The organism is Laedolimicola intestinihominis, assembly GCF_040096155.1.
Classification (GTDB): Bacteria; Bacillota; Clostridia; order Lachnospirales; family Lachnospiraceae; genus Laedolimicola; species Laedolimicola intestinihominis.
On sequence record NZ_JBBMFE010000004.1, the window covers coordinates 77719 to 92032 of the forward strand.

A 14314-nucleotide genomic window follows, 5' to 3' on the forward strand; every position below is an offset into this window, starting at 1 on the left:
CTTCTCTTTTCCCCTTAAATCTTATCCGGATGCTTACTCAATGGTAATTCCGGCCTTTTCCAGAATCTTCGGCACATTCTTCTCTGCGCCGATAGCCATGATATGTACGCCGTCGCAGATGCCCTCGTCCTTGATCTTCGCGATCATCTCGGCAGCCATCTCGATACCAAGCTGTGTGGGCAGTCCCTTAACGCCCTTCTCCTTGCCCTCTGCTGCCGCAGCGGAGAGACGGTCAATCATATCCTGGGGTACTGCGATACCCGGTACGTTCTCATTCATGTATTTCGCCATACCAGCTGCCTTCAGCGGGATGATACCTGCCATGATGTGGGTATGGATGTTTGCCTTATCCACCTCATCCATGAAACGCTTCAGGCCTTCGATATCAAAGATACCCTGGGTCTGGATGTACTGTGCGCCTGCGTCTACCTTCTGGCGCAGCTTGTTAATCTGCAGCGGAAGCGGATCATAAACCGGAGTTACCGCAGCCCCCTTATAGAAGGTGGGCGCATTATCCAGATCATTGCCGCCGCAGTCCTTTCCGGTAGCTTCCATATAAGTCAGCATATGCAGGATACCTACGGAATCCAGATCGTAGACCGGCTTGGACTCCTTGCAGTCGCCTACGGTCGGATGGTCTCCAGTCAGAGCCAGCATGGTATCGATACCGAATGCCGCTGCGGAGAGCATATCGCCCATGATACCCATACGGCTTCTGTCACGTCCGGTAACCTGTACGATGGGCTCCAGCCCTGCTTCCTTCAGCTTGATACAAAGACCAAGGGAGGAAGCCTTCAGACAGGCTGACTGCATATCGGTTACGTTCACGCCGTGAACCTTGCCCTTCAGAAGCTCTGCTACTGCAAGCTGCTCTGTAAAATCATATCCCTTCGGGGGAGCCATCTCAACGGTTACACCGAATTTACCGCCTTCCAGCGCTTTCTCTAACATTCCCATTATTTATTCCCCCTGATATTAATTGTTCTCGGATAAGATACCTTTGCGTATCCTTTGTCCGGTCTTCTCTTTGTCAGGAGATCCAGTCTTCCCAGAGACTCCAGACGTTTGTAAATCATAATCCATGCGCAGTCATTGTCCGGATTCACCTCGCACTTGCCGTTCTTCTGTCCGCCGCAGGGACCGTTTACCAGAGACTTGGCGCAACGGGAAATGGGGCAGATGCCTCCGGTGGTTCCCAGCACACAGTCTCCGCACAGATGACAGGCTTCCTCAAAGAGACCGAAACGAACAGCCTCACCTAAGAACATGGTATTATTGGACGGATAAACCGGCGCGGACGGGCTGTGGGCTGCCGCCACCTGCACGCCGTCGCCGCAGGACATACAGACTACGGCGTCCGGTCCTGCCGCGTTCAGCTTCTTCATGGCTGTCTTCACGCCCATATTCATACAGCAGTAATCTGCCATATTCGTGGCTACTACGGTCTTTCCCTTAGATTCCAGATACGCTTTCAGTTCTGCTACTTCCTTCTCACCGCCGGTCGCGCATGCGGTCGCGCAGCTTCCGCAGCCCAGAATCGCAATCTTCTGCGCGTCTCCGAGCATCGCCATCAATTCATCGATGGGCTTTTTCTGTGTGATAATCATGATATCCTCTCCTTAAAATTCGGGTGTTTGTCCACGGGAGGCTTTCCTTTTTGAAAGTCACTTCTGCCCGAAGAACCTATTTCTATTTTAATACATTTCCCACAAAAATCAACCCGTAATTTTCTTTTTTTAACAGAAAATATCATTTTTATAACATCATTATTTTCATATCATAACACTTTATAACATTTTTGTTTTTAACAACTTTGCCTGATTTGCAAGCTCAGGCTATGATCTATCCTCTCTATGCCTCTGCTTTTTCTTCTTTCTCCTGTTGAAACTCCGCAATCGCATCCAGAAACTGTCTTCCGTACTTCTTCCGCTTATTTTCTCCCACGCCTGAGACCTCCAGAAATTCCTCTTCCGTGGCGGGCAGCTTCACACACATATCGATCAGCGTCTTATCGTTGAAAACGATATAGGGCGGCACCCCATTTTCCCGGGCTATCTCCATGCGGAGTTTTCGCAGAACCTCGAACAGCTCACTTCCTGCACTGGTCAGGCCGTCCGTACTCTTAACTTTGGCCGTCTTCTTCTTTTTCTCCGGCTCCTTCGCCTTCCAGGTCCGCAGCATGACCCGGGCATCCTCCTTCATAAGCGGCGCGGTATCCCCCAGCTTCAGGACACTGTACTGTTCCTCGGTCTGGCGCAGATACCCTTCGCTTACCATCTGGCTAATCAGAGCGCGCAGATCCGCTTCTTTTTTCTCCTTCAGGCTTCCGTAGGATTCATAGTTCATCATTCCCAACTCCCGCAGTCTGACCCGGTTGGCTCCAAGCAATGTGCCGATGACAATCTGAATGCCGTAACGTCCGCGGGTCTCCGTCACGCATTTCACCACCTGCCTGGCTTCCTCGGTCAGGTCGATCTCCGTGTATTCCCGGTGGCAGTTGCCACAGTTTTCACAGGGGTCTTCCGTCTCTTCTCCGAAATACTGTAAAATATAGTTTCTCAGGCATCCCGTACCCCGGCAGTACTGCTCCATGGTCTGAAGTCTCCTGGTATCCCGCTGGCGAATCAACCGCGCCTCTTCTCCGGTCAGCTCGGAAAAATCCTTCTGCTCCAGTAAAAATCGATTGATCATCATGTCCTGTGGTGAAAATAAGAGAATACACTGGGCCGGTTCGCCGTCCCGTCCGGCGCGCCCCGCCTCCTGGTAATAATTTTCCATGCTCTGAGGCATGTTGTAGTGAATCACAAAACGCACATTGGATTTGTCGATGCCCATGCCGAAAGCGTTAGTGGCAACGACGACTGGCGCCCGGTCATAGATAAAATCCTCCTGATTTTTCTTCCGTTCCGCGCCGCCAAGACCCGCGTGATAGCGCGTCACCGCCACGCCCCGCTTGAACAGTTCTTCGTAAAGCTTGTCCACATTTTTCCGGGTGGCGCAGTAAATAATGCCGCTGTCCGACGGGTGCTTTTCTATGTAGTCCAGGATAAAATCATCCTTTTTCCGGATATGCTCTACACTGTAATAGAGGTTTTCCCGGTCAAAGCCGGTCACAACCACGTTCGGGTTGGCCAGTTGCAAGGTTCGCAGGATATCATCCCGCACGTTTTCAGTGGCTGTGGCCGTAAAGGCGCTGACCACCGGCCGTCTTCCCAGCTTTCGGATAAAATCCACGATTTTCACATAGCTGGGCCGAAAATCCTGCCCCCACTGGGAGATGCAGTGGGCCTCGTCCACAGTCACCATGGAAATCTCCGTATGTGTGGCAAAATCCAGAAACTCCCAGCTTTCCAGCCGTTCCGGGGCCACATAGATAATCTTGTATACACCCTGGGCCGCCAGGGAAAGGGCCTTTCGAATCTGTCCTTCTGTCAGCGCTGAATTGATAAACGCCGCATGTACTCCGACGTCATTGAGCGCCTTCACCTGATCCTGCATCAGTGAAATCAACGGCGACACCACCAGGGTAATCCCCGGCAGCAGCAGCGCCGGCACCTGATAGCACACCGACTTTCCCGCTCCCGTCGGCATAATCGCCATCGCGTCCCTGCCATTTAAGATCGCCTCAATAATCTCCTCCTGCCCGGGGCGGAAGGTATCATAGCCGAAATAGTTTTTTAAAACTTCGGTTGGTTTCATACTTTCTTTCCTTCCATATAGCTTTTTAGTTCTTCCAGTTTCTTTACTGTCATTTTTTCTGAGTAGTGTAAGCCATCATAGGTAAGATGAAGTACGGGATATTGCCCTTTTGTCTTCAATAGCATATGTATTTCAATCAGCCATTCCACCACTGCCTGTATCTCATTTCGAGTCATATCCTTCAACGCTCCATACTCCGGTATTTCATTCAGATTGTTCTGTTGTATACGCTCCGACTGGTGTCCTTTCAAAATATCCGTAAGCATTGTAACTCCATAATATTTGGAACGGCTCATATTCTGTACCGCTGTCAATACTGTATAAACCACGTCATTCAAATCTAGCCCTTTTAGCGTAACCGATTCCATATTTACTTTTTCTATTTTCACATCTGCTATATCTGCCTGTATCTGTTTTCTTACTTTTACCTCCGTACATTTTCTATTCTGCACAAGTATTTCATCGTTTTTATCATTTTTTTCCTCTACGTCCGGAGTATATCCCATTTGATCATAAAATGCTTTTTTACTGATTGTTCGGTCGCATCCTCTTCCATCCTTTCTGTAATTAGTACATCCCAAAAAATAATCTTTTTTCTGACTCGCATCTTTTCCCGGTTTTATAATCAGATAACCATCTCTGCATTTGTCACATTTTTGAATGGACAGTTTTCCGCCATTACAATCATTTGTCATGAAACCACACACTTCAGGTTCATTTGTACAAATATACAGTCGGAGCCCATATGCTCTTTTATACTTCAGTTGTAAAGGATATCCACATATCGGACATACCTTTCGATCTATTCGCCTCTCTGCTTCTTCGTTCCATTCTCCTTCCAATTTAATATTTTTATAATCTCTCTTCAATTCAAGCAGAAACTCCGAGGGATTGCTTTCTGGTGCCACAAAATATACACGATTCTTGGTTCTTGTCATTGCCACATAAAAAAGCCGCCTTTCCTCTGCGTAATCAATGGAATGATCCCCTTTGATTACAAATCCAAGAACCGGATCGTCCTCTATTTTAGCAGGAAATCCATAGGTTTCATTTTTTCCGTTAATGATAATAACATCATCATAACCAAGCCCCTTTGATGAATGTGCCGTCATAAATACGATTTTCAAATTCGGATATTTTACGCTTTTTACTTTATCCCCACGCCTTACAAACTCAAATAGTCCTGTCCGTTCCAATTGGTCTCCGTCAAAACCGAATCTGCCAATCAGCAGAATTGTTCCCGCCTTTTTTCCTTCTTTTTTTCTGCTTATTACGATATGATCGAGGGCTGTCTGAACTGCATTTGCCAGTGCGTAGTTTGCTCCTGTTCTTCTGTCCGCATTTACCTCTTTTCTTCGGCTGTCATAGGTATAAATAATCACCGGATCTTCAATCGTTTTGGGCGAAATCAATTGCTTCTTTATTTGCGCACTGTTTTTTTGAATAAAATTGCCTGCGATATCTATTACTTCCTGAGAATTTCGGTAGGTTCTTACTATTTTAAGCATTTTAGCATATCCCATTTTCTCAGCAAATTTTGTAAACAGTGTAATATCAGAACCACTAAAGGCATAGATGGACTGCCAGTCATCACCCACCGCTATAATTTTAGCATCCGTTACTTCCGACAGCGCTTTTGTCAAATCAAACCTCTGTCTTGAAATATCCTGATATTCATCCACAATTATATATTTAAAATCAAGCTTCTGCTTCATTTCCTTTACTTCATTTAATAGCCTTGCAGATTCATTTATCATATCTTCGAAATCAACTGCTTTGTTTGTCTTTAGCCATCTGTCATATTCCAGATAACACTCCTGGCAAATATCCAGAAATAACTTACTTCTCACATTTGTTGTCGAATGATACATCCGTGCAAATTCATCGCTTCCATATCCATTTACCTTAAAATTGGATATAAAACGGCAAATCAGGCTCAGAAGCTTACGGATGTACCGGTTTTCTTCCCCCGCAACAAGCTGTTCCATCACTTCTTTGTTATTCCTTGGCCTTAATTCTATCCCGCACACCTCTAATTTTTCTTTCAGATGCTCAATCAGACTTCGATTATCCTTATAACTTGAAAATGTATAAATAAGCTTTGTTCCATGTTTTCTGTGGAGCATAATCTTATCATTTACCGCTTTTTTATAACATTCCAATTCTTCATCACTATATCTGTCATTTTTACCATCTTCTGAAATCCCGAAATGTTCAAGATAAACCTGATTATCTCCCTGTAGAATTGCAAAATCCGGTGTATAAGGCTTCCTGGAAAATGCAATATAATACGGATATGTCGGTTCGTATTCATAATCAATGTTATTCAGATACAGGAAATTTGCGATTTCAACTTCCTGATACGAACGTAAAATCTCATTTTGAATCGTGACTGATTTTTTTGTTCTTGCATCAATCACCTCTCTTTTAAAGTTTTCCAAATCACTGCGCAAGGTTGAGTAATTTGCTTTGGCGATATGATTGAAAAAACCATTCAGTTCATTCCCCTCATACGGCGCATCAAAATAAGTTGCAAAAAACATAATGAGTTTATTGACAATACTTTCATTTTTCAGCAGAGAATTTCTAAAATAATCCCGGAGTACAAAATACATTTTTGAATTATCCACAATTGTCATGGTTTCCTCCGGGGAATGCTTATGTATAATCGCATTTCCAGTAGAATGAAAGGTTGCGATCGGGCACTCAATATGAAGTCCTTTCTGAATTTTATCTTTCAGTTCATTCACAGCCTTATTGGTAAAAGAAATAACCAGAATCTGAGAGGGATCTATTTTTCCTTTTTCAACCAAATATTTTACTTTCGCTGCAACTGTGGTTGTTTTCCCAGCACCTGCACCAGCAATCACAAGAGAATAGTCTTCATCTGTCAAAACAACTTTTCTTTGATCTTTATCCAGGATAACATTCGGATCCACTTCCTTCAAAATATTGTCCAAATAATCTTTTTCCTGAGCCAACATCTTTGAGACATAATGTTCGTTATGCTCTTCCACATAGGTTTCCAAATGCGTATATCTTTCTAATATACAGCTTATTTCTGCTTCTTTTACACGGTTTGCCCGGCAGAAATCAGAAAGCACCCCGCCTTTTTGCAAAACTCCAAAAAAATCTATTACTTCCGTATATTGAGAATATATATCTGCATAGTCACTTTTTGCTATATACCCTGTTCGCTCCAGAAGCTTTTCAATTGTATCCTGTAATACCAGTATTCTATTACAATTTTCATTTCGTATTTCTGTCGTTGTATTTCCTTTATGAGAATCTGAGCCCTTTCCGTCAAATTTATCTTTGGCACGTCCTAATATGCGATCTAAAAATCCCATAATTTTCTCCTAATCGTATAAACTCTTTTCCTCATTATGTACTTTTTCCAACATTTTGTCTACTGTGATTTACTGATAACGAAACGCAAAATGGCAGAGGGGAAGCCTCCGCCATTTTTTCTGTCAGTACTTTTCTGTATAGAGTTCAGGAGCTTCATTTCCTGAATGCTCACTTTTCTTCAGTAACTCTACCAGTCCATGCTGGTTTCCCACATTCGTAACATCAATTTTATGTACACATTCTCCCATCCACGGCAATTGGCTGCTTAGTTCTTTCATTAACCGATAGATATCTACGGTTGTAATTCTATTAACAGACAAATATCCGGACCCCTGTCTATGCCGAAATCCATGCTTTCTAAAAAATTTTCGCAGATCACTATATGCATGATGGTAATCATTTCCAGGATAATGCTTTTTTAATTGATATGTATCCAGGTCAAAATTCAATGCTTTCACATATTTTCTTTCCAATATGCTAAGCCCTCATCGCCTGTCTGTAATTTCTCAGAAAATTTTCTTCGTTAAAATGCTCTGGAGCATCCAAATAGCCGTCACTCTCATAGAACATCCATTCCACTGCATTATTCATAAACCATGACTGATCGGATAGTATATTTGAAACGATCCCAAAATACGCGAAATCATTCTCATTCCCACTGTCCCGGTAAACCCTTGCGCCTGAGGTATCTTCCATTCGAAGCAGTCCATATTTGGCAAATAAACGGTCCAATGTCTGATAGACTGACTCCAGCTTATAGGTTTTCTCTTCCGTAATCTTCTTTTCATCCATCCGAATCAACATCTTCAGCATCCGAAAACCTCCCGTCCAATGAATTTTAATAGAGATTCTTCACCTTAAACTCCTTCTCTGCCTCGCGCCGCTGATCCTTTTTGGCAATGTCCTGACGTTTGTCGTAGAGCTTTTTACCGCGGGCCAGACCTACCTCGACTTTAACCAGGCTGCCTTTCAAGTATACCTTTAAGGGCACCATGGTGTAGCCTTTTTCGGCCATCTTGGACGCGATCTTCCGGATTTCATATTTGTGCATCAGAAGCTTCCGGGGGCGTAAGGGGTCTTTGTTGAAGATATTGCCCTTCTCGTAGGGACTGATGTGCATGCCATAGACCCATACCTCCTCCTTTTCCACCTTGACAAAGGCCTCCTTGACGCTGCATTTTCCCATGCGGATCGACTTTACCTCGGTTCCGGCCAGGGCGATGCCGGTCTCGTAGGTCTCGTCGATGAAATAATCGTGATATGCCTTCTTGTTATTGGCAACTAACTTGTAATTATCCTTCCCCATCTTGTTCTCCTCATCTATCTGTTCTGTATCATAACTGCTCACACCTAAGGGCTTGCCGCTGGCAGCTCCTCACGGATGCTTCGTACTCTCAAATCACTTTCCTACGTCTTCAGCAGTCAATTCTTCCGGCCATACTGAACCGTTACTCTGTATCTTTCGTCGATAATAATTCGTAATCAATGGTCCTGCACAGCCGATCCGTCCCCTTCACACGAATACGCACCCGCTCACCGATACGCCAGACCTTCCCGGTCCGAGCGCCCCGAAGCTCGCTTCCGGCCTCATCATACTCGTAAAAATCGTCGGTCAGCGAATTCACATGCACCAGGCCCTCCACTGTATTGTTCAGCTCCACATACAGACCGTAAGCTGTCACGCCGGAAATGACGCCGTCAAACGCTTCGCCGATATGCTGCTCCATGTACTCCACCTTCTTTAGCTTCACGGTCTCCCGCTCCGCCTCCTCGGCCCGCCGCTCCAGCTCGCTGGAGCGCTTGGCCACCTCCGGCAGAATCGCCTCGTAATGTACCACCCGGTCGCCGTTTAAGCGCCCCCGCAGGTTCTCCTTGATAATCCGGTGAATCTGCAGATCCGGATACCGCCGGATGGGCGAAGTAAAATGACAGTAATGGGTAGCTGCCAGTCCGAAATGTCCGGTGCAGTCGGTGGCGTACTTGGCCTGCTTCATGGAGCGCAGGGTCAGGCGGCTGATCATGGCCTCCTCCGGAGTCCCTGCAATCTTATCCAGCAGCTTCTGTACCTCGCCCGGATGAATCTCATCGCCCGATGTATGAAGCGCGTACCCGAAATTCCGGATAAAGGTTCCCAGACGGCTCATTTTTTCACTGTCCGGCTTCTCATGAATCCGGTATACAAAGGGCTGAGCCTGCCAGTAATAATCCTCTGCCACAGTCTCATTGGCCGCCAGCATGAAATCTTCAATCAGACGGGTGGCCGCATTGCGTTCATATGGCCTGATATCAATGGGATATCCCTTTTCATCCAAAATCACCTTCGTCTCCGGAAAATCAAAATCTATGGATCCCCGCTTTCTTCTCCGCTTTCGAAGGAGGGCCGACATCTCCGCCATCTCCTTCAACATGGGAACCAGCTCCGGATAGAGTGCTGTCTCCACCGGATCATTGTCCAGCACCTTCTGTACCCCTGTGTAGCTGAGTCTGCGATTCACACAGATCACCGTCTCCGCAATGGTATGGCCGATAATCTTACCTTTCTCGTCAATGGTCATGATGCAGCTCAAGGCCAGGCGATCCTCCCCTGCATTCAGAGAGCAGATTCCGTTGGAGAGATTGCGCGGCAGCATGGGAACCACCCGGTCCGCCAGATAGACGCTGGTGCCCCGGTCCAGAGCTTCCTGATCGAGGGCGCTGTTCTCCTGCACATAGTTGGTCACATCCGCGATATGCACGCCCAGCACGTAATTGTCGCCCTCTCTGCGCAAAGAAACCGCGTCGTCCAGATCCTTCGCGTCCTCGCCGTCGATGGTGACGCAGACCTCATCCCGCAGATCCAGCCGTCCGGCCCGATCCGCCTCTGATACCGGCTTCGCCACCCGTTCCGCCTGGTTCAGCACCCGCTCCGGAAACTCCGTGGGAATACTGTAAGCCAGCATAATAGCCAGCACTTCCGTAGCCGGATCATCCGCCTCTCCCAGCACCTGCGTAATCTTCCCCTCGGGATTTTTCCGACCCTTGCCGTAATCCGTGATTTCGGCCACAACCTTTTGCCCGCTGACTGCCGAACCGATTTTCTCCAGGGGAATAAAAATATCGTGGTTAATCCGTTGATTATCCGGTACCACAAAGCCGAAATTCTTGCTGCGCTCAAAGGTACCGATAACCTCAGTGAGTCCATGTGACAAAACCTTTGTAATCACGCCCTCCGGACGTTTCCCTGCATGGCCCTTGATCACCACTTCCACCGTATCACCCAGAAAAGCGTCTCCGGCGTCATTTTCTCCGATGAAGATATCCTGCTCCTCGTCCTCCACCGATACAAAACCGAAGCCCTTGGCATGGCTTGTATACACGCCGACCACTTTTTTGATCTCCGCTTTTCCGTAGCGCCCCCGCTTGGACAACGAGATTTTTCCTTCGGCGAGAAGTTCATCCAGAACTTTATTCAATTCCTCCCGGTCCCTCTTCTCCACCTGCAGGATGATCGCCAGCTCCTTCTGCTTCATGGGCACATAGCGCGGATCATTGATAAAATCATATATAATTTTCTTTCGCTCTTCAAATGTCTTGTCTGCCATAATTCCTCCGGCATATTACGTAAATCCGGCATGCAGACCTGAACTTCCGGACGCATGCCTCATTGCCATAACGCAGAAAGCACCCACGGTCATCCCGGGAGTGCTTTATCTTTCGTAAGTTCTTCAGAGTCAACCTCGAAAATGCTGCGCATTTCCTCGGTCTAGCGTATCCGCCAGATAGAATGTCAGATAAAAGTATTCGCTCATGCAAGCATGGCTCTTACTTTTATCTGACATTCTGCCTGACTCTGAACGATTAGAAAATATTTAAATTCAGTACCAGTGCCAGCACGATAAAGGCAATTGCCAGAATCTTGGTCGCAAGTACAATCTTACCCTCTGCGGAACGGCTCTTATTCTGCTCCCAGAAAGAATTGCCGCCTGCAATCGCTCCCAGACCGTTGGACTTGCCTTCCTGCATCAGTACCACAACCGTCAGCGCGATACACACCAGTACAAAAAGAACCATTAAAATAGCTCGGATTACTCCCATGCTTAAACCTCCTTAACCAGCAGAGATTTGCCGGTCATCTCTTTCGGCTGCTCCATTCCCATCAGCTCGATGAGCGTCGGAATGATATCTGCCAGACAGCCATTCTCTCTCAGACCGTATGCCGGATCTGCGTTTACCAGAATAAACGGAACCGGATTGGTGGTATGTGCTGTCCAGGGCTCGCCTGTCTTATAATCAATCATCATCTCGGCATTGCCGTGATCCGCGCAGATAAACATCTGACCGCCTGCCTCTTTCACTGCCTCAACCGCGCGTCCCACGCAGCCGTCTACGGTCTCAATAGCCTGTACTGCAGCCGGAATCACACCGGTATGGCCTACCATATCCGGGTTCGCGAAGTTGATGATAATCACATCGTACTTATCAGACTTAATGGCCTCTACCAGCTTGTCGCAGACAGCCGGAGCGCTCATTTCGGGCTGCAGGTCATAAGTTGCTACCTTCGGAGACTTCACAAGAATGTGATCCTCGCCCTTGTTCGGCTCCTCAACGCCACCGTTGAAGAAGAAGGTTACATGTGCGTACTTCTCTGTCTCGGCGATACGAACCTGTGTCATACTATGAGCTGCCAGATACTCGCCAAAGGTATTGTGAAGCTCTACCTTGTGGAAAGCTACCAGCTTGTTCGGAATGGTTGCGTCATATTCGGTAAAGCATACATAGGTCAAATTCAGGCGCTTCTCACGGGGGAAGCCGTCGAACTCATCACAGCAGAACGCTCTGGAAATCTCTCTTGCGCGATCCGGCCGGAAGTTGAAGAAGATCACAGAGTCGCCATCCTGAATGACAGCCACCGGCTTGCCGTCCTTCTTTACCACTGCCGGAAGAACAAACTCATCGTTCACACCCTCTGCGTAGGAAGCTGCGATAGCACTGACGCCGTCAGCTGCCTCGTTGCCCTCTCCCTTTGTCAGGGCGTTGTAAGCCTTTTCTACCCGATCCCAGCGGTTGTCGCGGTCCATGGCGTAGTAACGTCCCATAACGGAAGCCACTTCTCCGACGCCGATCTCCTGCATCTTGTCTGTCAGCTCCTGTACAAAATCCTTTCCGGAGGTGGGCGGTGTGTCACGGCCATCCAGGAAGCAGTGTACATAGACCTTCGTAAGACCGTGGCGCTTTGCCAGCTCCAGCAGTCCGTAGATATGGGTATTGTGGCTGTGTACGCCGCCGTCGGATACCAGTCCGAACAGGTGCAGTGCGGAGTCCTTTGCTTTCGCGTTCTCCACAGCCTTTACAAGCGCTTCATTTTCAAAGAAGTCTCCATCCTGGATCTCCTTTGTGATACGGGTCAACTCCTGATATACGATGCGTCCCGCACCCATGTTCATATGACCAACCTCAGAGTTGCCCATCTGTCCGTCCGGAAGACCAACTGCCAGTCCGCTGGCATTGCCCTTTACAAAGGGGTAGTCCTTCATCAGACCGTCCATAACCGGAGTCTTCGCCATCGCAATGGCATTGCCCTCCGGATTCTCATTCAGACCATAGCCATCCAGAATCATCAGTACTGTCGGTTTCTTACTCATTGTTCTTCTCCACCTCTGCGATCGCTGCTTTCTTCATCGGGATTCTGCAGTTGCGGTTGCTGCCGAACTCTACGATAACGTCGTCCTCTGTGATGTCAATGAGAACGCCGTAAAATCCGCTTGTGGTTACGACTACATCGCCTACTTCCATCGTAGAAAGCATGGCGTTCAGACGCTTCTGCTCCTTCTTCTGCGGACGGATAGCTGCAAAATACATAAATGCTCCGATTACTACTACGTAAAGAATGATGGTTCCCCATCCCATTGCTGCATTGCCTGTTGCAAGTAAATTCATGTTCATTCCTCCTGAAATATGCCCGTTCTTATCTTTTATCTGCGGGCGCTTCTATTATACTAGCATACTTCCCGATCTCCGGTCAAGTATTCCGGCTGTATTTTCTGCGGTTTTCTGCTGATTTTATGACTGGCCGTTCATCAGGCCGTCCAGCTTCCGCTTCTTGTAGGCCTGGTACTCGCCCCGGTCAATAGCGTCCCGGATCTCAGTCATCATGGTATTGTAGAAATACAGGTTATGAAGGACGCAGAGACGCATACCCAGCATCTCCTTCGCCTTTAACAGATGGCGGATATAGGCCCTGCTGTAGCGGCGGCAGGCCGGACACTGGCAGCCCTCCTCGATGGGCCGGTCATCCAGCTCGTACTTCGCGTTGAACAGATTGATCTTACCCAGGTTGGTGTAGAGATGTCCATGGCGTCCGTTGCGGCTGGGATATACGCAGTCGAAGAAGTCCACGCCCCGGTCTACCGCCTCCAGGATATTGGCCGGCGTTCCCACGCCCATCAGATAGGTGGGCTTGTCCTCGGGAAGATACGGCGTCACCGCCTCGATGATCCGGTACATATCCTCATGGGACTCGCCTACTGCCAGTCCGCCGATGGCGTAGCCGTCCAGATCCATCTGAGAAATCTCCTTGGCGTGCTCGATCCGGATATCCTCATAAATCGCTCCCTGGTTGATTCCAAACAGCAGCTGGTTCTGGTTGATGGTGTCCGGAAGGCTGTTCAGCCTCTGCATTTCCGCCTTACAGCGGGCAAGCCAGCGGGTGGTGCGGGCCACGGATTTCTCTACATAATCCCGCTCCGCCAGGGCCGGAGCGCACTCGTCGAAGGCCATGGCAATGGTGGAGGCCAGATTGGACTGAATCTGCATACTCTCCTCCGGTCCCATGAAAATCTTCCGTCCGTCAATATGGGAGTTAAAATATACGCCCTCTTCCTTTATTTTGCGTAAGGAGGACAGAGAAAATACCTGAAATCCGCCGGAATCTGTCAGAATCGGCTTGTCCCAGGACATAAATTTGTGAAGTCCGCCCAGCTTCTTCACCACCTCGTCGCCCGGTCTCACATGGAGATGATAGGTGTTGGAAAGCTCGATCTGGGTTCCGATCTGCTCCAGATCGGAGGTGGCTACCGCGCCCTTAATGGCCGCCACGGTTCCCACATTCATGAACACCGGCGTCTGTACCGTACCGTGTACAGTTGTAAATTCGGCACGCTTGGCGCGGCCGTCTTTCTTTAATATTTTATACATACTTATTTCAAACCTCTCGCTTTTAATTCTTCAATCACCTTATGGTACATGGGCATCTCCCGCTGCCGCCATGGGGCTTGTATATATGAAT

General features: G+C 47.9%; 12 protein-coding genes. All 12 read right to left on the reverse strand.

Annotated elements, in window-relative coordinates:
- Window positions 1-33: 33 nt before the first annotated feature.
- A complete protein-coding gene (locus tag WMO29_RS06100) occupies window positions 34-957 on the reverse strand; it encodes a methylenetetrahydrofolate reductase (protein WP_158362230.1) in 924 nt (307 codons plus the stop codon).
- Window positions 957-1607, reverse strand: a complete 651-nt coding sequence (locus WMO29_RS06105) for a methylenetetrahydrofolate reductase C-terminal domain-containing protein (RefSeq protein ID WP_158362228.1) — start codon at window positions 1605-1607, stop codon at window positions 957-959. Before WMO29_RS06105 ends, WMO29_RS06100 begins: the two co-directional genes overlap by 1 nt.
- A 244-nt stretch (window positions 1608-1851) precedes the next feature.
- Window positions 1852-3699 (reverse strand): DNA helicase RecQ, encoded by a 1848-nt coding sequence (gene recQ, locus WMO29_RS06110; protein WP_349164188.1) that lies wholly within the window; start codon window positions 3697-3699, stop codon window positions 1852-1854.
- Entirely contained in the window at window positions 3696-7049 is a 3354-nt protein-coding gene (locus tag WMO29_RS06115; RefSeq protein ID WP_349164189.1) for a UvrD-helicase domain-containing protein, read from the reverse strand. The genes recQ and WMO29_RS06115 overlap by 4 nt, the downstream gene beginning before the upstream one ends.
- 123 nt (window positions 7050-7172) lie before the next feature.
- Window positions 7173-7523 (reverse strand): VapD family protein, encoded by a 351-nt coding sequence (gene vapD, locus WMO29_RS06120; RefSeq protein ID WP_178038190.1) that lies wholly within the window; start codon window positions 7521-7523, stop codon window positions 7173-7175.
- 4 nt (window positions 7524-7527) lie between these two features.
- Window positions 7528-7863 (reverse strand): hypothetical protein, encoded by a 336-nt coding sequence (locus WMO29_RS06125; protein WP_178038189.1) that lies wholly within the window; start codon window positions 7861-7863, stop codon window positions 7528-7530.
- Between the two features lie 25 nt (window positions 7864-7888).
- Complete coding sequence (smpB, locus tag WMO29_RS06130) at window positions 7889-8356, reverse strand: SsrA-binding protein SmpB (protein WP_178038188.1); 468 nt, start codon at window positions 8354-8356, stop codon at window positions 7889-7891.
- 142 nt (window positions 8357-8498) lie between these two features.
- Window positions 8499-10631, reverse strand: coding sequence for a ribonuclease R (rnr, locus tag WMO29_RS06135; RefSeq protein WP_349164190.1), 2133 nt, complete (start codon window positions 10629-10631; stop codon window positions 8499-8501).
- Window positions 10632-10887: 256 nt separating this feature from the next.
- Window positions 10888-11124 (reverse strand): preprotein translocase subunit SecG, encoded by a 237-nt coding sequence (secG, locus tag WMO29_RS06140; RefSeq protein ID WP_158362216.1) that lies wholly within the window; start codon window positions 11122-11124, stop codon window positions 10888-10890.
- A gap of 2 nt (window positions 11125-11126) precedes the next feature.
- Window positions 11127-12671 (reverse strand): 2,3-bisphosphoglycerate-independent phosphoglycerate mutase, encoded by a 1545-nt coding sequence (gpmI, locus tag WMO29_RS06145; RefSeq protein ID WP_349164191.1) that lies wholly within the window; start codon window positions 12669-12671, stop codon window positions 11127-11129.
- Window positions 12664-12966, reverse strand: a complete 303-nt coding sequence (gene yajC, locus WMO29_RS06150) for a preprotein translocase subunit YajC (protein ID WP_435391114.1) — start codon at window positions 12964-12966, stop codon at window positions 12664-12666. Before yajC ends, gpmI begins: the two co-directional genes overlap by 8 nt.
- Before the next feature lie 123 nt (window positions 12967-13089).
- A complete protein-coding gene (gene tgt / locus WMO29_RS06155; protein ID WP_178039375.1) occupies window positions 13090-14223 on the reverse strand; it encodes a tRNA guanosine(34) transglycosylase Tgt in 1134 nt (377 codons plus the stop codon).
- Between the last annotated feature and the right edge of the window lie 91 nt (window positions 14224-14314).

Excerpts from the sequence above, each read along its gene's own strand:
- gpmI (WP_349164191.1), bottom strand. The coding sequence starts at position 12,671 with ATGAGTAAGAAACCGACAGTACTGATGATTCTGGATGGCTATGGTCTG.
- WMO29_RS06105 (WP_158362228.1), bottom strand. The coding sequence starts at position 1,607 with ATGATTATCACACAGAAAAAGCCCATCGATGAATTGATGGCGATGCTC.
- secG (WP_158362216.1), bottom strand. The coding sequence starts at position 11,124 with ATGGGAGTAATCCGAGCTATTTTAATGGTTCTTTTTGTACTGGTGTGT.
- tgt (WP_178039375.1), bottom strand. The coding sequence starts at position 14,223 with ATGTATAAAATATTAAAGAAAGACGGCCGCGCCAAGCGTGCCGAATTT.
- smpB (WP_178038188.1), bottom strand. The coding sequence starts at position 8,356 with ATGGGGAAGGATAATTACAAGTTAGTTGCCAATAACAAGAAGGCATAT.
- rnr (WP_349164190.1), bottom strand. The coding sequence starts at position 10,631 with ATGGCAGACAAGACATTTGAAGAGCGAAAGAAAATTATATATGATTTT.
- yajC (WP_435391114.1), bottom strand. The coding sequence starts at position 12,966 with ATGAATTTACTTGCAACAGGCAATGCAGCAATGGGATGGGGAACCATC.
- WMO29_RS06100 (WP_158362230.1), bottom strand. The coding sequence starts at position 957 with ATGGGAATGTTAGAGAAAGCGCTGGAAGGCGGTAAATTCGGTGTAACC.
- WMO29_RS06125 (WP_178038189.1), bottom strand. The coding sequence starts at position 7,863 with ATGCTGAAGATGTTGATTCGGATGGATGAAAAGAAGATTACGGAAGAG.
- WMO29_RS06115 (WP_349164189.1), bottom strand. The coding sequence starts at position 7,049 with ATGGGATTTTTAGATCGCATATTAGGACGTGCCAAAGATAAATTTGAC.
- recQ (WP_349164188.1), bottom strand. The coding sequence starts at position 3,699 with ATGAAACCAACCGAAGTTTTAAAAAACTATTTCGGCTATGATACCTTC.